Origin of the sequence: Candidatus Endolissoclinum faulkneri L2 (assembly GCF_000319385.1) — a bacterium.
GTDB lineage: Bacteria > Pseudomonadota > Alphaproteobacteria > Thalassobaculales > Thalassobaculaceae > Thalassobaculum > Thalassobaculum faulkneri.
Map to the genome: position 1 here is coordinate 363,382 of NC_019566.1, position 24,690 is coordinate 388,071.

Annotated in this window: 12 protein-coding genes and 1 tRNA gene; 2 read left to right on the plus strand and 11 right to left on the minus strand. The window is 33.2% G+C overall.

What is annotated here, in order from left to right; translation table 11 throughout:
* Positions 1–28: 28 nt before the first annotated feature.
* From ffh to rpmH, 7 genes are all read right to left on the minus strand, one after another.
* Complete coding sequence (gene ffh / locus A1OE_RS01185; protein ID WP_148276831.1) at positions 29–1,453, minus strand: signal recognition particle protein; 1,425 nt, start codon at positions 1,451–1,453, stop codon at positions 29–31.
* A 791-nt stretch (positions 1,454–2,244) separates the two neighbouring features.
* The gene (gene rpmE, locus A1OE_RS01190) at positions 2,245–2,463 is read right to left on the minus strand and encodes a 50S ribosomal protein L31 (protein ID WP_044283207.1); all 219 of its coding nucleotides are present in this window, start codon (positions 2,461–2,463) and stop codon (positions 2,245–2,247) included.
* 1,136 nt (positions 2,464–3,599) lie between these two features.
* Entirely contained in the window at positions 3,600–4,988 is a 1,389-nt protein-coding gene (gene der, locus A1OE_RS01195) for a ribosome biogenesis GTPase Der (RefSeq protein ID WP_015088097.1), read from the minus strand.
* The gene (locus A1OE_RS01200; RefSeq protein WP_148276832.1) at positions 4,975–6,192 is read right to left on the minus strand and encodes an outer membrane protein assembly factor BamB family protein; all 1,218 of its coding nucleotides are present in this window, start codon (positions 6,190–6,192) and stop codon (positions 4,975–4,977) included. The genes der and A1OE_RS01200 overlap by 14 nt, the downstream gene beginning before the upstream one ends.
* Before the next feature lie 133 nt (positions 6,193–6,325).
* Positions 6,326–6,988: a tetratricopeptide repeat protein gene (locus A1OE_RS01205; RefSeq protein WP_237737660.1), complete on the minus strand. Its 663-nt coding sequence runs from the start codon at positions 6,986–6,988 to the stop codon at positions 6,326–6,328.
* Positions 6,989–7,818: 830 nt separating this feature from the next.
* Positions 7,819–8,229 (minus strand): membrane protein insertion efficiency factor YidD, encoded by a 411-nt coding sequence (gene yidD / locus A1OE_RS04565; protein ID WP_081581156.1) that lies wholly within the window; start codon positions 8,227–8,229, stop codon positions 7,819–7,821.
* Positions 8,230–8,497: 268 nt separating this feature from the next.
* Positions 8,498–8,632 (minus strand): 50S ribosomal protein L34, encoded by a 135-nt coding sequence (gene rpmH / locus A1OE_RS01210; protein ID WP_015088102.1) that lies wholly within the window; start codon positions 8,630–8,632, stop codon positions 8,498–8,500.
* A gap of 880 nt (positions 8,633–9,512) precedes the next feature.
* On the opposite strand from rpmH, the gene A1OE_RS01215 reads away from it, so the two are divergent.
* Together A1OE_RS01215 and A1OE_RS01220 are read left to right on the plus strand one after the other, a co-directional pair.
* Positions 9,513–9,589: transfer RNA gene (locus A1OE_RS01215), tRNA-His, on the plus strand.
* 1,725 nt (positions 9,590–11,314) lie between these two features.
* Complete coding sequence (locus A1OE_RS01220; protein ID WP_015088103.1) at positions 11,315–13,975, plus strand: valine--tRNA ligase; 2,661 nt, start codon at positions 11,315–11,317, stop codon at positions 13,973–13,975.
* 1,337 nt (positions 13,976–15,312) lie between these two features.
* Here the strand turns inward: A1OE_RS01220 and A1OE_RS01225 are convergent.
* The 4 genes from A1OE_RS01225 to A1OE_RS01240 form a co-directional block, all read right to left on the minus strand.
* Positions 15,313–16,110 carry an enoyl-CoA hydratase-related protein gene (locus A1OE_RS01225; protein ID WP_015088107.1) on the minus strand — a complete coding sequence of 266 codons (798 nt, stop codon included), beginning with the start codon at positions 16,108–16,110 and terminating at the stop codon, positions 15,313–15,315.
* Entirely contained in the window at positions 16,101–17,354 is a 1,254-nt protein-coding gene (locus tag A1OE_RS01230) for a hydroxymethylglutaryl-CoA synthase family protein (protein WP_015088108.1), read from the minus strand. The genes A1OE_RS01225 and A1OE_RS01230 overlap by 10 nt, the downstream gene beginning before the upstream one ends.
* Before the next feature lie 1,648 nt (positions 17,355–19,002).
* Positions 19,003–20,229: a beta-ketoacyl synthase N-terminal-like domain-containing protein gene (locus A1OE_RS01235; RefSeq protein WP_015088110.1), complete on the minus strand. Its 1,227-nt coding sequence runs from the start codon at positions 20,227–20,229 to the stop codon at positions 19,003–19,005.
* A gap of 2,091 nt (positions 20,230–22,320) precedes the next feature.
* Positions 22,321–23,127: an SDR family oxidoreductase gene (locus tag A1OE_RS01240; RefSeq protein ID WP_015088114.1), complete on the minus strand. Its 807-nt coding sequence runs from the start codon at positions 23,125–23,127 to the stop codon at positions 22,321–22,323.
* Positions 23,128–24,690 lie beyond the last annotated feature (1,563 nt).

Sequence of the window (24,690 nt, forward strand, 5' to 3'; positions counted from 1 at the left end):
TTAAGTTTAATGCGATTTTTTACGTAATTTATTTACGATTATTGCGCAATCTTGCAATATCACTATTAATACCTGAAGGTATTTGAGCCATTGCGTCGTGCTTTAGTATGGCATTATTCTCGTCGAGAAGGGCATTTATTACGCTTTTGCTGCCTAATTTACCGAATTTTTTCATTATTTTTGCCATTTCTGTGTAACTTTTTAGCAATCGATTGATATCCTGCATATCATTACCAGAGCCACGGGCAATACGACGTTTACGTGAAACGTTTATTATCTGAGGATTAATTCTTTCAGCCTTGGTCATCGAAGAAATAATAGCTTCCTGACGTTTGAGTTGCTTATCATCGATTTTAGCACTAGTAAGCTGTTTTTGCAAATTACTCATTCCAGGTAAAAAACCAATCACACTTCCCAATCCTCCAAGATTGCGAAGTTGTTTAAATTGATAAGCCATATCTTCTAGTGTAAATGCACCCTTTAACATGCGATCAGCTATATTTTCTGCTTCTTTAGCTTCGATTGTTTGGGAAGCTTTTTCGACTAAAGATACAATATCACCCATACCAAGTATTCGGTTTGCGATACGCTCTGGATGAAAATCTTCTAGATCATCTATCTTTTCGCCTACACCCATTCCCTTAATTGGTTTACCAGTGACATTTCTCATCGATAAAAACGCACCACCGCGACTATCGCCATCTACTCTAGTTAAAATTATTCCTGTAACACCAATGCCCTCATTAAAATTAGCAGCAGTGTTGACGGCATCCTGACCTGTTAGCGCATCAGCAACCAGTAAAACTTCGTGAGGACAAACCAAATCTTTCACTAACTTAGCTTCTTTCATTAGCAAATCATTAATGGAAGTTCGACCAGCAGTATCTAAAATCACTACGTCATAACCTTGCAATTGAGCTGTAGTCATTGCACGCTTTGCAGTAATTAATGAACTTTCTTCCTGAATAATAGGTAAAGTATCAACACCAATTTGTTCGCCCAACGTACGTAACTGTTCACGGGCAGCTGGTCGGGTAACATCAAGGGATGCCATAATAACTTTCTTGCGCTCGCGATCTAAGAAACGCTTAGCTAGTTTAGCAGCAGTAGTGGTTTTACCGCTCCCCTGTAATCCAACCATCATAATGGATACGGGGATAGTGGCATCCAGGTTAATTGATTGTTTATCAGAGCCAAGAACATCGACTAATTCATCATAAACAATCTTAATCATCATTTGTCCGGAAGAGACGGAACTAATCACTTCGTGGCCGATTGCACGTGATTGCACTCGCTCAAGTAGTAAATTTACCACTGGCAAGGAGACATCAGCATCAAGTAGAGCTACGCGTACTTCACTAATTACTGATAATACGTCACTTTTACTTAATTTACTTCTTTGCTTCAGTCGGTCACAGACTAATCCAATACGCTCGCTCAATCTACCAAACACATTATCACCCAATAAATAATTTAATTATTAATACGTTAGTCAGTTAATTCAATGAACAACCCCTAGCTCGATTGTCTAATAATATAGAATTAATTTATTTTACTGTGCTAATACCCGCATTAAAAGCTAAAAATAGAAGTTACGAGTATTTCATTTATACAATGAAATTACTTTCGTTAAAATCTTAAAAAGAATACAACATAAAAGAATAAAATATACTAAATACCTAAAATTGTTAATTAAGCAAATGATCGATCTACAAATTAAGATATTTTTATTGTAATTGCTAAATAAATCATCTAAAGATATAGTTATACTATTCTATTTTAGTAGTGCTATGATTTATCATCATTAGACAATGATGATAAAAATATCAAATATTTTTAGCCAAATAACTAAGTTATGGGTTACAAGTTTATTTTTAATTCTTTTGCAAATTCTAGCTGCATACGAGTAGTATGCAGCTAGAATCAGATTTCCTTAAAGAACACCATCTAAAAAATATCACTAGAAGCAACTTAAACAAAAATTAAAGTAAAAGTCAGTGAGTTAAGAAGTTATAGTTATTGAAATAATTATATTACCCAGCTTTTAATAAGGAAATTATGTTTGATTTACTAAATTTAGTTATTTGCATAATTGTTATCATCCTACTAGATCTTTAGCATTTAGTACTATACTTCTGACTATGTAAGTTAACTCCAGCCAAATAGCACAAAAACTAGACTATTTAATATAATACAAGTTAACAGTGACCATTCAGAAAGTTTTAAAAGAATGTTGCTTAAAAATCATACGCCCAGACCAGCAAAACGCTTGTTAAAGCGTGCAACTTGTCCAGCGCTATCGATGATACGATGTTGACCTGTCCACGCTGGATGTGACTTAGAATCGATTTCTAATTTCATAATATCACCAGGATTGCCGTAGGTTGAGCGAGTCATATACTCAGTACCGTCTGTCATAATAATTTTGATCTGATGATATTTTGGATGAATATTCGCTTTCATCTTCCCCATTCCTCATAATTTAAATTATTTTAATAATAATTGCTGAATTCAATTTAAAAGATTGTGATTTTTTTTATTATTACTAATTACCGCACTATAAAATAGTAAACTGTTTTAATCCATATGACCAGGCATGATAAAATACTCTGGATATCAATCAAAGTAAATATTGGTGCTAAATAATAACCATTATTTCCCCTAAGAAATATATTTTTATTTTAAAATTCAATCAAAATCGCTGTACTAAAATATTAAACTTATTTTAGTATAAAATAAGTTTAATATTTTAGCGATTTAATTCAGAATACATTCTTTGGCATAGTATTATTGTATACAAATTTATGTGCGTTTATTTAACTTCATGTGCGAATATTTAATAATAAATTGTTTTTGTCTTATTTTACATGCACACACAACTAGCTTATGGTGTTATCAAAAAAAAATTTTGACTAAAGTTAGTATCAGTAGACTAAAGTTAGTATCAGTATTCGATTAGACTAAGCAATGATATTCTTAGGAAGAAATAAGCTAAATGTTTATTAAACACTTAGCTTGATCCGAATTTCCTTATTATATTTAAGACCTAAGATATTATTAAATTTAATTTGCAGATAGATTTTCTCAAAAATCAACCAAGATTTAATCAGCAGTTTATAGGTCTTGCCATAAAGCGATTTTTGGGAAGAAATTAAAATTTTTAGCCGCAATGTCGTTATGATTAGCACCTTCAATAACTGTAAAGCGTACATTGTAATAACATATAGCTTAACTTTAAGAATAAGAAGACCTATTCGATAATATATGAATTTTAAAAAATATTGCTGTTAGGTTTTATTGAGTAATTTATTAAAATTCTCATCTTAGTTACAATACAAATACGTGATGTATTAACAAAGGTAATGTAAATTTTTTTAAACTAGACTACAGGTTGTACCTGGCAGTTAACACTTTAACCTTTTTTTGTTAAACACTATTAATGCCATGAAACAAAAATCATCAATATTTTAAATATATTATCCTAAATAACTTTATTGCACTATTATTACGTAATTGAGATAATTATTAACATCTTACTAATATTAATTTTTTTCTTGCGGTTCATCAACATATCTTAGATTTTCTAAGTTATTTATCAATTATTTTGTATAAGGGTTGCTCCTTGTACGCAGATTCAGTCTGATCGGTACACCAGTGAGTCCAAATTCATCACGCAATCCAGCGATTAAATAACTGACATAGCTTTTAGGTAGTTCGTTAGCCTGGTTAATGAAAGCTGCGAATGTTGGCGGACGAGAATTTACTTGTGTTATGTAACGGAGACGTAACCTTCTTCCCCTAGATAATGGAAGAGGATGTTGTTCTGTCATGTTTTTTAACCACACATTTAGTCGGCTAGTAGCAATGCGAGTATTCCAAATTTTATATATATCGAAAACAGCCTTTAACAACTTATTAAGATTCTTACCATGTAGAGCAGAAACAGCAATCCACGGAATTCCTCGTGCTTGCGCAAGTGAAGTGCGAAGCTGTTCGCTTATATGTTGATTAGCCTTCTTTTTGTCTGGAACCACATCCCATTTATTCACTGCTATAATCATACTACGTCCTTGTTCAAACACTGTATTAGCGATGGCAAGATCTTGATTCTGCAACATTTGTTTACCATCGATTACTAGAATAACTACTTCCGCAAAACGTATAGCACGTATACTATCGGCTGTAGACATACGTTCAAGTTTTTCCACTACCTTGGCTCTGCGACGTAATCCAGCTGTATCAAATAAATGAATTTCACGATCGCTGTATTTCCATGGCACTTTGATACTATCGCGGGTAATGCCAGCTTCTGGACCAGTTAGCAATCGATCTTCTTCTATTAGGCGATTCACTAGAGTTGACTTACCAACATTTGGACGGCCGACAATAGCAATTTTTAATACTCGATTGTCTTCAATTTCTTTGAGATGATTAGAGGGAATAAGATATTCAGCTGCTAAATCTGGAGCATTTTTAATGCGGGAATAAATAGTATTGTATAGCTTGTAAAATCCATTATTGTGCTCAGCTGATATAGCTATAGGATCGCCCAATCCCAGCTTGTGGGCTTCGCCCAGCACAGGTATATTACCGTAAGTTTCACATTTATTAGCAAGTAGTACAATAGGTATGTTCGTTTTACGTAGCCAATTAGCAAAGTGAACATCCAAAGGCATTACTCCAGCGCGAACATCAATAACCATCAATATCATATTAGCTTGCTGGATTGCGATCTTGGTTTGTTGCCAGATACGACCATTTAGACTGTGATTCTGTACTTCATCTAAGCCAGCCGTGTCAATAATGCGGAATTTTAAATCAGCAATTCTGGCATCTCCTTCGCGACGATCTCTGGTTAGTCCTGGAGTATCATCGACAAGTGCTTGTTTACTCCCAGTTAGTCTATTAAACAACGTCGATTTACCTACGTTTGGTCGGCCAACGATAGCAACTGTAATTACCATTGCACATTCCTTAACGAAAAACATGAATTTGCCCGTTGTTGTCAAGGATGTAAATTTTTCCTCCGGCCACTATTGGAGAAACATAGATTGGATCGCCTATCGTGATTTTCTTAACTTGTTGGCCAGTATATTGAGAAATTAAATAAAGAAAACCGTCCGATGAGCCAACTAGCAAATTATCGCCTGCCATAACTGGTCCAACATATCTAATTGGATCTTTTTGATCTTCTATATTTTTGAAACGAGGAAGCGTTTGTACCCAGCGTATACGCCCATCTATTTTGTTCATAGCTAACACCTCACCAGATAAGCTGACGACAAAAATATAATCGCCTACAACCCAGGGCATAGCAGTGCTACCAATAGCACGCTCCCAAATTCGTTGTCCTGATCGCATATCGATGGCTAACATACGTCCAGCATGACTGATTACGAATGCGACATTGTTATCAATCACTGGACTAGCATAAATGTCTGCTAAGCGAGAAATAGCGTTGAAGGCACGTACGCTTGACAGGTTTTCAAACCAAACAACATTACCCGTCTCTACTCTCAAGGCGAAAAGCTGACCAGATGAATATGGTATTAGCACAGTAGATCCGCAAACAGCTGGTGCTGCGCTACCTCCCAGCAAGCGAGCAACTTCAGTAATCCCCTGATGTTCCCAAATTCTAGAGCCGTTAGCGGCTGACAGGGCGATTGCATTGTTTTCAAGAGTTACTGCAAATAGACGTCCATTAGCGATAGTAGGGGCACCACGCGCTGATCCTGGCATTCGTGCACGCCAATTTTCTGTACCGTTGTTAATGGCAAAAGAGATTATCTCCCCAAAGCCAGTGGCAGCATAAACATTTTTCCTGTCTGCCACTATTCCCCCGGCATAAACAGCGCTCTCTTCGCCTTCTGGACGCAGAGAGCGTTTCCAGATAGTATTACCGTTATTTGCACGGATCGCTCGCAAATTAGCCTCGCTGTCAAGAACAAGAATAATATCTTCAATTACTAGCGGCTGACTAAGTAACGAGACCCTTGCATTGCCGCCCCTACCAATTGATTTTGACCACATTTTAATTATTTTATTACTAGCTTTTATATGCCCAAGCATCTTTGATGCATTGCCACCTGTCTGAGACCAATTAGCATTTACATAAGAACGCGGAAGAATCATCTGAGTATTAATGAGACTAGAGTCTTTGTGCAGATTTTCTGCTAGCTGCAACACGGGCATTCTCTCACCTAAAAGAGGGGTATTGTAATTTTCTCCAAAAAAATTATCATTACTGCATCCAACAAGAGAAATCGTAGATATGAGATAAAAACAAAAGATAAAATGGATATTAGAGTTGATCACAGCAGTTTTTTCACGTTACCAAGGCGTTAAGTAGTTCGTTAGTACGTTGGCGTAGCTTGCTTGGGGTGGATGGATCTTTGATAATAATTTCTAGAGTTTTACGGGCTGAGTTGATGTTGCCCTCCCTAGTAAAAATCGCAGCTTCTGCTTCTAGCGCGAGCGTTTTCCAGGCATTATGATTGCTTAATAGTGGAGCAATGTCTCTGTGTAGTGCCATCACGTCAGCCGTATTAATTCTTATTTGCACACTATATAAGCGAGCAAGGTCCCCATAAGGAGCTGGAACAGAAGAATTGTTAGCGATTAACATGTATGTGTTTGCGGCGCGAGAAATTTCATTTGCTTTAAGCAGGGCCGCAGCTTCACTAAATCGTGCAATAACAGTACAGCCACCGTTGCACGAATCAGCCAGAGAAGCAAAGGCTTTTGCAGCTTCACGAGGTTTATTTTGCTGAAGAAGATCTGTCGCTTTGGCATAAGCAGCAGAATTATTTGACTTCTGGCTTACTGAATAGCTTCGCCAAAAAATATTAACAACAACAGCAAAAACTATACCAAGGCACAAAGTAACAAAGTAAAAAGCAGAATTCCTATAAAATGCTGAGCGTTTTTTTTTCTGCTTTTGCCAGTTTATTTTATCTGCAGACATAGACCAGGGAATTATTCTCCACAAGTTAAAACATCAACCAAAAATATATCACTTTGTTTTATAAGCAACCATGTAGTAGAAATTAGAAGTTGCAGGTTAATCATTGGGTGAGATTAATCGATAGGATTTTTGTAATAAAAAATTTAACATGCAGCAGACTAACATTAAAATATTATATGGTAACTAAAGATAATTAATCTTAGCTTAATCAAAAAAAATATAATTAACACGATTGTTAATTATTAAATTATGGCCTTTTCTAGATATATCAGCTTAATTTAAGCTGATATTATTGGTTAAATTTGATAATACTTAAATAAGACATGTTATTTTTAGTTTAATTACTTTAATGTTAAGTAATAGCTAAACTTTGGCTTAGAAATTATAACTACGATTATATTATTGAAATTATCTTTTATAGGTAACACTATATTTATTAGTGAATCAGCAAGTCCAGGCATTGGTTTGATTAATAAGATTTTTTATGTTTTTTGAGATAATTATATTACAACAAACATCACTATAGCGCCGGATAGATCACACAGCACAGATTTACTAAAATTTCTATAAGATTACATTAATTTGTTTAGAAAATCAAATATTGTCTAGTTTTAAACTACGATAATCTGCATACCGTAAATTTACAATTAGCATTTTCAATATATAAATCATGATATAATCGTTATTTTATATATATTTAAAAAACTATCGATATTTTTGATAACGCAAAAAAATTCTCATTTATATTAGTTTTTGTTTTTGTTATGCTTTTTCAAAGGGCATTTAATCTAAATTAGCATTTAGATTAAATGCTGCACTGATCGTCTAAAGATCAGTGTCGATTGAATTTTAATTCAATGGACTTCTTCGGTAAGAAAATGAAACAAAAGCATTATTGCCAAAGAAATGGTAGTAGCAATAATTACGCTACTCATCTTGATTGTATAATGCTTTGGCAATTGCGACTGATGGCAAATTAAAAAAAAGATTGAAGTCCACTTAATAGACTTCTCTTTGAATCTATAGATATGTGTAATAAAAATTGGGGCGGGGTCAAAGCCAAAATTTCCCCACGGATGGCAGTTTAATAATCTTTTAATGGCCAAGTAAGAACCGAGAAATAAACCATATTCTCTAATTACCTCAATTGTATATATTGAACAAGTTGGCTGATATCGACAACAATTAATAAATAACGGAGACATAATGTATCGATATAAATATATCAAACAAAGTACAACGCTGCGTATTATATAAGTAAACATTCCCAATATGCCCGTCAATCTAAGTGAAAGTTATTCTTCCAGACTGAATTACCTGAAATACAATTTATTCAGGTAATTGGAATATACTAAAAAAATAAAAATAACCATTTTACATAGTTGTATGGAATATTTTTTAAAATTTTACCAGCTTATTGCTGGTTCGAGTGAGCATAATTAATTATTTACAAATAGTTTATTAATTGATTGATAACTTTTTTAAGTTCGTAGCGCTAATGCAAGTCAGTCGCACCCGGCAAGTTACAAAGATTTAAGCAGATAAGCGCTTTCTACCTTTTGCCCTACGAGCGCGTATCACGTTGCGTCCACCTACCGTGGACATTCGAGAACGAAAACCGTGACGACGTTTGCGCACAAGAACGCTTGGTTGGTAGGTTCTTTTCATTGAAAAATCCCCAAACTTTACAATTAATCTTTAATTATATTTAGGCCATATGTCAACTCATTAAGCAATAAAAATTAGAATTTCTAGTTTAAAATTATCAAGATATATTTTACAGTGAAGGTTTCTGTATCTTTATGTGCTAGTAAAGATAATTTTTTATTCATATTGTCTCAATCTAGATATAACTGAAATTTATAGCTAGTAAATTTTACTGTATTATATTTAGTATTGTATAAGTTAATCATTGAAAATTTATTTATTAGTTAGTTAAATAACACCTATCAGCAGTTGGTGTGCTGGTAAGCTCAATGTTCTTAATTAAAGTGATTATATGCTTGTGTTGAGATTAATGGCCAAATTTGTTTTGCGGATCACCCTGAATAATTTGCGAAGATCATTAGAGTTAGGTAAGCGTTGTTCACACAACTAAGACCAGCTACTATACAGGTTTGCTTGGTATATTTGATGGATTAATACCTTATTAAGCAACTGAAGACATCAGGTAATTAACATATTGCAAATTTAATAAGTCATTGTAAATAATTTACAAATTTATTCATAGACATTATAAGTCAGTAAAATTAATTTTATGTTTCGGATTACAATAGTTAGAGCACATTTTACTGGTTTGTATCACTTTAATTTTATATGGTAAACATATGATTGCCCATCAAATTATCAACATTTAATTTTATACTTAATGATTGACTTTTTGATAAAATATCATCAACGCTTAGCACTGTAGTTAATTAACGTTAATTCTTACCTTGATCAAATTCGATAATTGATCTAAAAATCTCCGTTCTAGTATTTATAGTTAAGGATACGCTATTTATTAAATAATAAAGGTATATTGTTGAAACTTTAATATAATAAAATGGCGGGTGTAGCTCAGGTGGTTAGAGCGCCAGATTGTGGCTCTGGAGGTCATGGGTTCAAAACCCATCACTCGCCCCATCCTTTTCCGAAGGATTATACTCGTTGTAAAAATGCTAAAAAGTTAATTTTATTAGCTAACACTAACTTTAATTTAGATATATGGAAATTGCAGTAAATTGGCGATCGAGGAGTAAATAATCTGGTAAAATATTTTAATTATTATTGTGTTGAGCAAGAAGATTAACAATGACATGCTTATATAAGAAGATTTTTAATATGAGGATAAGCAGTTAGCTTTTAACTAAAGTACAATAAAAATTTCGGCAATGAATTTATTTTATAAATTATGCCATGTATAGCAGTAGCCGATAGAATTACTTGGGCGATTTAGTTCAATTTAACCTATTTAACTTAGATAAGCAATAGATTATTTATTAACGTTTATAAACTAATGTAAAATTAAGTTATAGCTTGGTTATTCTTTTATTGATACAATCTTGACACTTACTATTAAATCTGATTAAATTTGTAAAAGAGTACATTTTTAAAGAAAATTAAGTCAAATGATTATATTGTTTTAACTTTTACTTGCTTATTATCGCTTTTATAGATAACATGAAGAATCATTAAGCTAATTAATACCATAAAAGTTGCGCTGTTAAAACAGTAAGTTAACTTTAATATTGAGTGAAAAACAGAATCTACAACTGTTATATCTTCTTGATCTCTTTATACTATTTTAATTTAGCATTTTCTCACAAACAAAGCGAGAATTATGCAGTAATTACCTAAAATTACTAATTATCTACGATAAATTTTACTAATTATATTTGCGTATAAATAATTATTTAATTATATTAATGTAACAAAAATCTAATATAAATAGATTTATTATTTGCATTACTTTTTAATATCATTACTTCGACATTAACAGATTGATTATATAATTTATACTAAACAATATAAAAACTTATTAAGATTTTTTATATTTATGCGTGAAATTATATTTCAAATAGATTTAATCTAGTTTTAGGTATGTCCTAAACTTTTACTTAAATACACAAATAACTTATAAACATCAAACACATAGTACATAAATAATTCTTGATAATGTTTTAGCTGCGATTATTAGTAACTTGCTTTTAGTTGTATGAAAGTAGGGTAGTTTTATTGGATCGAATATTTTTCAATAACGACTTGCGTCAATAGAATATAAAGGTTATGAATCTAAAGTTAGATGAATAATTAATATAGAGTTATAAGATACGCCAGTAAAAATTGCAGAAAATAATCTTAGAGAGGAATCCTTACTGTGAAAAATATTTTTTGACAATATTATTAATGAATCCCTACTTAGAAGAACTAGACGATAAATATGCGTCCAGTAGCCAACTCAAATTTGAACTATGATCATTTAATGCCACTGCCCTAGTCTTAGTAAGATTATATGTACTTTTTTACAATCTTGGTGCTTTTAAAGCTAGCTATTAAGAATCGATAGTTTAAGTAATATTGTAGATTATATTATGTTTGATCAGAAAAAAATAATATTTTTAGATTTGTCTGAATCGCTTTTGCAGCATCCGCTGGATGTAATTTGCGCAAAAGCTTTTAATTTGTAATGAAATCAAGCTCTTCCTCATATGATATTATGCACGATTGATAAAGGTACTGTTTTTAACTAGTTTTTGGCATTTTAGTAGAATTTTCTCATGTAATTTCTCGGCTGGATTTTAAGCCCTAAAGATAGTTAGCTACTTGTTTAAACAGTTTTTGATACTCTTGTATCAAGGATTTTAGTAGATGCTTGAAAAAACTTATTCTCCTGCAGACGTGGAGTCTAGATTATATCCCCTTTGGGAAAAATCTAATACTTTTCCATGTAACCCTGACTCAAAGGCTCTACCTTGTACCATTATGATGCCACCACCTAACATTACTGGCAAACTACATATGGGACATGCTTTAACTATGACGGTGCAAGATATCCTAGTTCGCTATTATCGTATGATGGGCCGTGATGTACTTTGGCTGCCAGGTACAGATCATGCTGGTATTGCTACTCAAATTGTGGTGGAACGCAATCTAAGTATGCAGGGCGTCAATCATCGAGATATTGGTCGTAAAGCTTTTCTTGATAAAGTATGGGAGTGGAAAGCTCTCTCTGGTGAGAGAATTATTAAGCAATTGCGTTGTCTAGGAATAACCCCTGATTGGGAACGAAAACGTTTTACCATGGACAAGGTTTTATCTAGAGCAGTGATTAAGGCCTTTGTGCATCTTTATAACAAAGGTTTGATTTATCGCGATAAACGTTTGGTGAATTGGGATCCCCAAATGGGGACTGCTATCTCTGATTTAGAAGTGGAACAAAAAGAAGTCGACGGTAGTCTATGGTATTTTCGTTATCCTTTGGAGAATAATGCGAGGAGGTTCATTGTCGTTGCCACCACACGGCCAGAAACAATGTTGGGCGATACTGCTATTGCAGTAAATCCCGATGACAAACGTTATAAAGATATGATTGGACAATACGCTATCCTACCTTTGGTTGGTCGACGCATTCCCATAGTTGCTGACAATTATGTTGATCCATCAAATGGTTCTGGCGCTGTAAAGATTACCCCAGCACATGATTTCAATGATTTAAAAGTTAGCAAACGCCATAATCTTGAAATAATTAATATCATGGATACTAGAGGGCACATTGGCGATAATGTCCCAGATAAGTATCGTGGATTGGATAGATTTGTTGCTCGTAAGGTCGTAGTGGCTGATATGGAATCAGCTGGTTTGCTAGAAAAAATTGAGCCGTATTGTCATGCTGTACCTTATGGAGATCGAGGTTGCGTACCGTTAGAGCCCTTACTGACTGATCAATGGTACTGTGACGCTCTAAGTCTTGCAAAGCCTGCGATAGAAGCTGTGAAGAAAGGAAATACTGTTTTTGTTCCAAAGAACTGGGAGAATACTTATTTTGAATGGATGAAGAATATCGAACCATGGTGCATATCTCGTCAGTTGTGGTGGGGACATCAAATTCCAGCTTGGTATGGACCTGACGGTGAGATTTTTGTTGCTGAAAGTGAAGAAATAGCTACTATTGCTGCCAAACAGCATTATGGGCAAGCTGTTGAATTAATTCGTGAAAAAGATGTGCTCGATACTTGGTTTTCTTCTGCACTTTGGCCATTTTCCACTCTCGGATGGCCAGATAAAACATTAGAGCTAAAACGTTATTATCCCAGCGACATACTGGTTACTGGCTTTGATATCATTTTTTTTTGGGTAGCTAGGATGATGATGATGGGACTGCACTTCATGAATGAAGTTCCGTTCCACACTGTTTATGTACATGCTTTGGTACGAGATCCTAGGGGTAAGAAAATGTCTAAGTCTAAAAACAATGTCATTGATCCGATAGATTTGATTAATGAGTATGGAACTGATGCATTGCGTTTTACACTAGCGTCTATGACTGTTCAAGGATATGATATTAAGCTTGATGAAGGACGTGTAAAGGCTTATCGTAGTTTCGCTACAAAAATATGGAATGCTGCTAGGTTTTGCGAGCTACATGCTTGCAAAGCAAGTAGCTATTTTGATCCTTCGAAGTGTATCGAAACTGTAAATCGATGGATAGTTGGTGAAGTTGCTAAAACTGCTGAATTGGTAGGTGCCGCACTTCATGCTTGTAAGTTTAATGAGGCTGCATCAATGATTTATCAGTTTTTTTGGGGCACTTTTTGTAACTGGTATATAGAATTTACTAAACCAATTTTACAAACTGTATACGATAGTGCTGAGCAAATAGTTGTTACTGAAACTAGACAAACTATGGCTTGGACGTTGAACCGGGCTCTGCATTTATTGCATCCTATCATGCCTTATATTTCGGAGGAGCTTTGGGCGAGTTTTGGAGAGGAGAGCGATCAGCTTCTTATTTCGCGTCCTTGGCCATGCCTCAGCAAGGATTTAATCGACCCTAGTGCATCAATAGAAATTGATTGGTTAGCACGGTTTATTTCCGAAGTTCGATCCATGAGATCAGAGATGCATATGTTACATTCTGTAAAGCCTGATCTGTTACTTGTTGGCGCCAATAATAGAACTATTGCCCTAGTGAAGAAGTATAATAATTTAATAAGCTATTTATCTCGAATATCTTCAATCAAAACAAGTAGTACAGTAAATAATGGTGTTATTGCTTGTCGTATAATAGACGAGGCAAATATTATACTATCGGTAACCGAAAAATCTAGTAATAACTCCTATGAGCGTTTGCGTCTGAATAAAGAGATTACAAAATTAGAATGCGATATAGCAAAGATTAATAAAAAGCTTGAAAACCAAGGTTTTCTCACTAAAGCACCAGCAACATTGATCCAAAATAATAAAGATCGTCTGCTTGAAGCTCAAAAACGTCGTAATCGTTTACTTGTAGCACTTAAATGTTTAAATTAAGCTGATTTACTTTAGCATAAAAGCACAGTTTTGTATTTTTATTATTTTCGATCAATTAACTAATTGATAGTAATACGGAATATTTTATTTGCATGATATAATGGAAATTATTTGGATTTCATTATTTATTTTTACTTTTAACTTATTTTAACTATCATTCGTACTATACTTTGAATTACTTGTTGAGCACACTTACTAACTAGGTGTAATTAATTCAGCATATTGCTTAAATAAGCTAGTTAATAAAACTACTAAATAAAGATATGAAATTTTTGATAGTTTGGGGGCTAATTATGAATATCTTGAGTGGACAAGCTTTTGTTTTGACAATGATGCTTTTATTTAATTTTGTTATGAAGTTATTTTTAGTATTGAAATAATCTAGCTATCCTATTGATGATATATAGATTATTATACAGAGCAAATAAAACGAAAAGATGTTAATGTATAGACATAAGCGAGAAAAGAATTGTGCCTATACATTAACAGTTTGTGTAAATTCTATAGTAGGAGATTAGCAAATTATAATGACCAATCAAGGTTAGTAGGTTTGTAATACCATAAGATTTAAGCTTGTTTATTCCTCGCCTTTGGCAAGGATGTGTATAATATTAATTTATATCAAGCTAAAATAACTATTATAATTATAGTTTACTGTTATTCGTGCTAGGGTGTGTAACTTTATTAAAGGATATCTACCTGTAATGGCATTATCAAACTATAAATTATCCTATTATTTAATTGTTGTTTAGCATAACAGTATCTCAAACAGGTAAGTTTTATACTAATATTTTTTTTTCTAGCGATATTACATGCGGTCGAACATTTGATTAGAGTAATAAACTTCACTAGTTTGGGAAGGGGTGGGTGCTTCTTAATCACTATAATAATTAGTATTTTTCATTGAAAATGAAATTTCATAATTAGTTCAATTTATTACAAACATAAAATGTAATTTCTTTTTTTAGAGAAATTTAGCTTAAGTTATTCACATGAATTAAATTGCTTAATGTTTATAAAATATTAAGCAAAGGTAAGTCTGCATGGCTTTGTAAGTTTTATTTTATTTATGAAATTGATTAACTTATTTTTTAAACATCAGCTACACTGCTTAATTATTTATTATTACAAACTATGTTTTGATATCGCTTGCTGCCTGTACATTTTATTGTTGATATTTTTGTATTAAGTTTATATTCAGAGCAATTCTATTGACAGCAAAGATAAAAACTAATTATCTCATCTGGTAGACGATCTAAAATAATTTCATTGTGAAAACTGGATGTTGAATGTAAATATGGTTCGTAAGTCAAGGAGACATATGTTTTCAGACCTAATTATGAAGACTTACGCCACGGTAATCCATTACCGTCAACAAAACGGCGTATACCTTCCATTACTTGAGGGTCAGATATACGGGCGCAAATTGCATCTACTGCTCGACGCTCTGCTATCGTATCAATTGGTTCTAATGCGTTGAAATAAGCTTTTGCTGCCCCAATCGCACCGGTATCCATACGGTTAGCCCGAATAATTAGTCGGCGAAGAGCGTCGTCTAAATCATCGGCAAGATCATCGATTAGATTAAGAGCTTGCATCTCCTTTGCATCTAGTCTTTTAGCTGTCAAGGTCATGCGCCATGCTGGTTGCCAACCAATCCTACGCACAAGAAATGGTGCAATGATTGCTGGCAATAGGCCAAACATCAATTCTGACAGAAGAAAATTTGAGCGATTAGTAGAAATCACTAAGTCGCTAGCAGCTGCAAGACCTATACCACCTGCACTAACCTTACCATCTATAACAGAGACTACCATTTTTGGTACTGAGGTAAATCGTGCTAAGAGCTGCCAAAAAGGCAATATTCTACTACGCAGAGAAGACATATCTTTAACTTCAGTAGTAGTAGCTTCATTAAAATCCATGCCCTCGCAAAAAATCGATGCTCGGCCACATAGCGCAAGCACTTTAAGTGCAGAATCCACTTCAAAACGGTCTACTATTTTATGCATGCATTGAATCATAGCTGCATTCAAAGTATTTCCTGTCTCTGGCTTATCCATAGTAGCCAATAGCATTGCGCCTCGCACTTCTTGTCTAATGGGAGATTTGCTAGATACGTCACTTAACTCCAAGAGTAAATCCTCCTATATCCTTCCACTCGCTCAAGCACAAGCAAAGACTTTTCAGCAAACTCTTTATCGTAAATGTCGGTGACAGAATTTTTTGCAACCGTTCTGCCAACCGTAGCATCACGTATCCCAGCTAAGCTGGGAGAACTATCGATAATATTATCATAACGCGATACGCCAATATGCTGGCGACCTGCAAGAGCATCAGATACACTAGTCATTTTTAGTGTTTCTACCGCACCATTAGGTACAACTCCACTATAAAATTCTGAACAGCAGCCTGATCCATAAGAGAAGAGACCTATCCTAACACCAGGTCGATTCGCTAGTAAGTCTAAGATGCCTGCTAGTGCGAGGAATACAGTACTTGAATAAACATTACCGACTTCTTGGCAATAAATCAGCGAAGGCATCAGCCTGGCAGCAAAATCAGCGTCAATTTCTGCTTGATCTTTTACGCCTAACTTGCGCATTAATGTACGATGTGCTCCTCTTACCATGCCTCCAAATGGAGCATGGAATGCAAGTCCAGCAAAATGCTTAGTAAATGATATTTTACCTACTATTTCACGATATCTAGCAAAGGTTTGTTCAATGCAAGTTAGATAGCTGATCAAAGATAAGTCAGCATCGCCGGTTTCTGTCTCTGGTGTTGGTCGGCAAGCATCAGCGACTTCGAAAGTGTGTATACCACTTGCCCCAGAATCAAGCGCCAACAGTTGTGGATCATTACCGACTAAAAGAGCGATTGCCGCTGATCCTTGACTTGGCTCAGCATAAGAATAGCGAACTGGACGAGCGATATCAGTAGTGATTACGAGCGCCATCCCTCCACCCGGGATTGCTTGTCCCTCTGATGCTATCCAAGCTTGAGCCATCCGCAACGCCGCTGTACCACCATAGCATGCTTGCTTAATTTCGAATTGTCTGCATTGCGGAATTAAATCAAGATGTTTGTGTACATATGATCCCATCGATTTACCAAAATCAATGCCGGATTCGCTTGCGATAATAAGCAAACGAATACGATCTTTATCATTTGGTACGAGCGTATCAATAACTCTTTTAGCAGCGTTTACAGCAAAACTTACCGGATCTTCAAAAGGCATTGCAAGGCTTTTGCGACGCATTAGTAGGTTTTCAAATCGCTTAGGGGTGAGACCGCGGGCAATCGCAAGTTCACCTACATCTAAAAAGGCGCGCCCCCCATAAAAACCAAGTGCCTTAATTCCGATTAAATCGCTCATGTATATTTCTCCGGTACCAAAAGATACTTCAATCCGCTCATTAAAAAAATGATATTTTATATCAGAAGTACTAAATTGATCTTGTTAATGCCCTACTTTGAATTATTATCTATGGATATCGTCATATACATTTTACGATAGCACAACGTTACCAGTGTGTTATTAAGCGGTAATTACTGTAATAATATCAAATTAGTTACATTAAAATATCTATAAATTAAATGATTTAGTAAACTTATTAAACCATTAACTACCATTTAAACACAAGCAAGATCGTAGCTGATTTAGCTAGCTCAGTGCCTCCTAGATTAAAATAGCTTAATCATGAAATTTTCAGTATTTTTGTAAGCACTATACAATAACACCCGATTTGATACATCCGGCATAAAAAACATTCGGCGATACCTGATCCCTCTTTCCCTAAATTATGATGTTTAAGGATATCCCTGTGTAAATTACTAGTTACACAGGGATATCCTCTTTACTATAAATTAATGATTATGTAATGTTTGCTGCACTACTCACTTTTACCTACTTATAACACGCACGATTCGCTATACAATGTTTGTTATTTCTAAGTTTTAGAAAAGGTAATCACGATCATCCTACTTCAACACTAGGTTGATGGCAAATTTTTTCTGTACAAATACATTATTACTTAGTAATAAAATGCCAAAGCGCCTTTGTTTTTAAATTCATTGAGCATAAAGCAGCGCATAATTAACATTCTTCACCATAAAATGGTTTTTTTTGGTTAAAGTCAATAAAATACAAAGCGCTGAGTGTTTTTCACCAAAGCCTTAGAAAAAATTATCAATGAATTTTATTCTCGCTAATATCTTGCCACAAGCTTGAGAGTATTACGACTTACATTTCTTGTGGATATATATGGTAATATCTTATGAGATTAAGAAGAATTGTTCTTTGATGTATGAATAACAATAGATTAAATTTGAATATATTATTCAATAATAAAATATAGATAAAATGTGTAATAATTAGCGTGGATCAGATTTATCTTGTAGGTAAAGGTATTTTTTAGTAGATGATTTCTCACTGAGAGTACGCATATTACTTAATTTATTTTAATACTTAATATTTACCCACTCATTTTTATATTTCTTTATTGCCCCAAAACTAACATTAGTTAATTCATCAATACTTTATAAGATTAACCATTAACAATAAATCTTAATATTAGAGTCATACACTCCAGCATCATCGTTAGCGGTTAATTTTATATTGGCGTATATTGCTCTATCTCCCTTTTTAGAAATTTATAGCGCTTGAGAAAAACATTTTTTCTTAAAAATTGATTTATAAAAAAATCGAATAGATACGAGAAATATCTTATATTAAGTGTAGTATATTTTATTTTTTTTTGCATTCTTCGGATGATAATAAAACAATCTACTTGCAAAACACAATACTAGTGAGAAATAGCTTTTCTCGGCTGCTGATGGTTTTAAATTAAAAAATATTTTTCCTATCCTGTATAATAGTTTGTAAAAGTTTTTAATTTATCATAATTATTGCATTATAGTTAAATGATTAATACTAAAGATATTAATAAATATTTATTAATATCTTTAGTATACCCTAATTTATGTATAACAGAAAAATTCTTTAACAAATAAATAAATCACACTTATGCGCACTTCTCCACTACTATGGATGCGTTAAAACCGCCAAAGCCAAAACTACTTTTCAGCACTTTGTTTACTGATTGTTCGATAGCTACAGCTCCAATGTAGCGTAATGGTTTGACTGGTGATTCTAGATTCAAGTTGGGGTGTAAGAATCCATTAGTAATCTGAGAAACTACCACTATTGTCTCTACTAAGCCAGCAACATTAAGACCATGGCCAATTAGTCCCTTTGGTGCATTCACGCAGGTATTCTCGCCAATCAATTTAGTAATAGCATCCGCTTCAGTAGCATCACCCAAAGGGGTTGATGTAGCATGGGCGGAAACTAGATCTAATTCTTTCGGTACTAGCTCGGCAGAGATTAGTGCTTCACGCATCACTCGAATTTCGCTTTCTAGGCTGGGATTGGGCTGGGATGACCCGCTTAATCGCAGTGCTGAACCGGTTATTCGTAAGTTTGTGCTTTCAGGCTGGCCAAGTAAGACTGCTCCAGCCATTTCTCCGGGAACAAACCCAGAAGCAGCCTTGTCGAAGGGCCGACAAAGACTATCATCAGGTAAAATCCTACTATCTGCCATAGCTCCTATCATGTTAATACCGAGCCAATCTGCAGCTCCTAGATCAGCCGGCATACCAACTATCAAGCAGTATTCCGCTCTTCCTGATTTAAGCAGATCAATTCCTATGATAAGTGCTGCTATGCCGCTAGCTGAAGCTGCCCCTGCAGTAATACCATATCCACGACAGCTAAAAACTTCACTAATCAGAGCCACTGCATGAGTATCAAACATCTCCACTCCATGACGAGCAGATGGATAAGCACGGCTCAATCTCCTTGCTTCAGCCTCGGATAAAGCTCCTGAAAATAAATTACTTCCGGCTACCACTAACGCTAGATTATCATTAATTTTTCCAACGCTACCGTATTGAGCTAATGCTTCGGCTGCTGCAAGCAATCCGATGCGGAGGGAGCGACGAGCTTTGAGTATATCATGTCTCATTCTCTTTGTTATGTTGGGTAAAAGCAAAGAAATTTTATCCAATAATTCTGAATCAGAGATTGTAGGAATTAAAGCTGCAGTGCGCAATGGAGAACCATTCGGCCATTCGCTATCTTTCAATTCTTGGATCTTCGTTTGCCCATAACGTAAACCTGCTGTTAAGTCATTTACGTTAAAACCAAATGGGGTGACTGCCCCATAGCCTAAAATACCCACAGAATTCATTACTCAACTCCAATAGCTCTTAAATGTCTTTGTATTTTATAAAATGCATTAATATTATGCATTATTGTGAAAACTTTAGACTTATCACTTATAGCCTTGAGTATTTAGATTATATTTAATAATTATTATAATTGTGGTCAGTTATGCCAAATTTAGAAAAGATATATTTATCTGTATTTAAAGTGAGCAATGAAAAAATTTTTAAAAATTAATGCAATTAAGGAAATAATTATTGCATTGAATAGCCAGACTATTTTGCAATTGTAATACTTAAAAGTTAAATTAGTTAATTAAATCTTAAACTGTGAGCGATTAATCTTTTAATCAAATTATTATCTAAATAATAATAATCATTTTTATCAAAAGTACTACTAAAATAATTAACTCTATTACTATTCCAGATTAGAAGGAATTTTCTTTATTAAGTTTAATCATTTTTGTATTAATAATTTTATCGAATATTTAGCTAAGATTGCTTGTCAGCTTACTCCTAATGTTTGATTCAATTAGGTCGATATTTTTATCGCAATTGACTGTAATTATCGAATAGATAGTTTTATATCTAACAATTAAATACTCTCAAACAATAACAGTATCACCTCGTAATTAGCTAAATAACATTCCTTAAAGCAATTTCATACTGTAAGGCTATTGGCAATGTAGGATCTAATTTTAGCATTTTGATAATTAAGTATATTTTGGTAAAAGAGTGTTGTATTTTATATATCAAAGATAATAAATTAGTATTTTACAATTATCCATTATTACAGATAACTGCGCTTATTTTCAAAAGTATAACTGTGTTATTTCAAGTAGTTAGTTGGAATATATATTTTTAGGTAAATTTTTGCGCAGCTAGTAATCTTCCTTGAGCTTAATAATGATTTTTAGCAGGAGTAAAAACATCGAATAATTTTCACCTTACCGCTAATTCTGTAAAAATTTTATTAAACCTTAAAGTTTATATCCGAAATTAATTAGTATTAAGACATAATCTTTCGTGCAATACGTTTGCAATTAAGATTATTTAATTTTCTTTGAAAGAAGAATAATTCTGCGCTAATCTACTAGTAATTTTAGAAATGTACATACCTTTATCTTAAATATAATATATGGCAAGATCCGTAATAATAAAAAAAATAATAAAAAATCTTTAAAGAAAGATACTATGCCTTTTTTAATTAAAAGTCAAGGTTTTTAGATTAAAAACATTTCAAAATAGATTTTAAACTAAAAGATAAACAATTTTCTTAATTGTCAATGTAGCTAATACGATTGTTAGCCTAATAATCGTAAAATAATTTGTAGAATAAATTATTTTACTTCGTCTTTATAGTACATTTATCTCAACCATAATTTAGCAACCTATCTTGATAAAAATTATTTAATATCAAGTATATTTTCATTAATTATTGATTAAATGAATGCTTAGATATTTTATATTTTTAATATAACTCAATTATAATTAGCTGTAAGAATAATTTTTTATAATAATGGCTAGAATCTTATAGATAAACAGCGAATAAATTGATAATTGATTTGCTGTTTATCTGTTTTCACAAATCCTTCAACACTTAACCTAAAAATAAATAGCAGTAGAAAAATTCATATAGTTGTAATCTTTAGCATTAAATAGATTGACAATGTGTGCTATACAAACATATTCTTGCTTTTATTATCAAAAGTAAAATTTTTAGTCTATAATCTGTAGCTAAATACATACTGTTTGTTGCAATCACTAAGGCAGTATTAACTAACATATCGTCTAATCTAAACTAAATTATGTAATTTTTATAGCATAGAGAGAAAATAAAGCATTTTGGGGCGTAAAAAATCGAATATAAAGATCAACTAAACGCTCTTTCGGAATGATTATTGATCTATGTTTTTGCAATTTATTCAACAAAATGTTATAAAGCATTTGCCAATAGCTGTTTAGCGACTCAAAGCAATATAAAAAATTTTATTTAATTTTAATGTTTAACACGACTGCTGTATTCACTAGTGAGTGAAGTATCGGATGCAAATTAAGTTAACACTTTTTTGGCTATTGCTACTATGTTGACGCTTTTTAATCTTTTCATGAATTCATCAGTAGTTCGACATCATATCAGCTAGCATCGCGCTACCGGAGAAAGATTGTCCTCCATCAGCTATTAGAGTTACTCCAGTCAGTAATCCAGCTAGTGGTGAAGCCAAGAACGCCACCACGCCTGCAATATCTTCCACCGTACCAAAGCGGCCGATGGGAACGTAGTCAGACAATACTTTAATATCGTCCTCAGTTAAAAGTCGTCTTAGCCCTTCAGTTTTCTCAATCGGCCCTGGTAATACACTGTTGCAGCGAATACCGTATTTGCCCCATTCTAGCGCTAAGCCACGCATTAAACTATCAATTCCAGCTTTTGCTGCGCCTACGTGGGCTTGGAAAGCGAAGGGCATGATCGCGTTGGTAGCAGAAACATATACAATATTGCCTTTAGTTTGCCGCAATTGGTTAAAGGCTGCACGGGATGCGTTAAACGAACCAATCAGGTCAATAGAGATGACTTTAGCGAAGCCTTCTGCTGTCATTTGTTCGGCTGGTGCTGGAAAGTTTGCCGCTGCACCGCAAACCAAAATATTTACCGGGCCATACAAAGATTCAGTTTTAGTAAGTGCAGTTTCAATTGTAGTAATATTCTGCACGTCCACGTACATAGATGTTGCTTTTATTCCAGCGGCTTGTAGTTCATCGCGACATTTATCAATTCTATCCAATGTGCGGCCAGCCAACACAACATTAGCTCCTAAACTTCCAATTTCTTTAGCGATGGCTAAATTAATTGTTCCACCTCCACCGGTAACAAATATAGTACTTTTAGAGAAAAGGTTATCGGCAAAATATCTAATAGCCATTGTTACTTATCCTCTACTTTATGTAATAATCTTGGCATAATATCGTCTAAGTTAATTTAAGATGGTTTTAACTAAGCTAAAATCTTTAGCTTAGTTTTAAATTTTCTGATGATGCTGTTTGTTGTAACTTGCTATACAAGCATAAAAACTTTCGTAATGCTAGATAGTTAAGCAGATATCACTAATTTCCTCAGTTTTTAGCGAAAATCAACGACAAATTATTAAATTTTATTGTTGTACAAAGTAAAATTATATTAGAAATTATCCTATAATTGTTACTGTAATTATTTAATAGTTTTTGTAGGAATTAATTTACAAAATAGTTATTTTTATATTCTATCCATCAAATATTTGATGCGAGTAAGTCAACTATAATTACTAAATTAGTTATTGTCTAAGATTAATATTCATTACTATATTTAGTATAGTTTGATATTGTTAGATAAATTGAATTATTCTTTATTTTATTTATATTTTTATCGGAAGCTAGCATAAATCACGGGTAACTACAATAATTTGTTAGTTATAAAGCTAATGATTTCCTTTTGTCTATCCTAATTATTTGCTATAATAGGTTTTTTTATTCACAAGCGATGATCATTAAGTAGTAATAGTGGATTACCATAAATATTTATTAGCTATCTAGCTTTTTCATTATTCATACATTTATAATACTAAAGCTAATTAGTCAGGCTTTTTATATTCAATAATTTTGTCTTTATAGACTAAACCATCCTTTAAGCGTCAATGCATATAATAATATTAATAGTAGTTACTCAAGTTAGTAAATAACAGTATTAATAATGTTATTGTTAATAAATTGGATGTATTATAGTTGGTCATTTTAAATTTTTGTTTATTACCTAATTGCTAATTTGGCTAAACTTTACTTAATGACTATCTATTCGTAATGGTATAATTTTAGCCTAAGGTTGGTTTTTGATATATCTATCGAGATATACTGACGGCAAACAAGCAGCTTACTAAAAGTATAAGTTAAACATATAGCGAAGATAACTAATGATTTATTAAAATGCGGTCATCTTAGCAGAAAGCTTTATTTTAAATTTCTATAATGTCATAGAGCAGCAAAATAATTTTGATTTAGTTATTAATTTTTTTTATTAAATTGTCGCCCAAAGAATATCAATACTAAATTGATTATGTATAAATTATTCTAAAGATATACAAATTTTCTTAGTAATACCTAACTGTTAATAATTCTAATTGATGTGATTATATCCGACAAAATAGTACCAGTAAATCGCAATATAACGTAATTGATAGGATGCTTAATAATATATTACGATTTGTTTGTTTATTAATAAACGCATTTAGCCGCATAAATTGTAGCTATTGTTCTGAAATAGTTTGATTGTATTACTTTCTTCACTTATTTCATTAATGGAATTGATAAAATAATTTTGATCTAATGACGTAGTAGTAACTAATTGTCATTAAAAATATGATCAATATCAAGTCGTAGGAAGCATTCATGATGAAATAATATTATAACATTAAAATAATTTAAATGCAGTTTAAGGCATGACTAGTCAATTATCA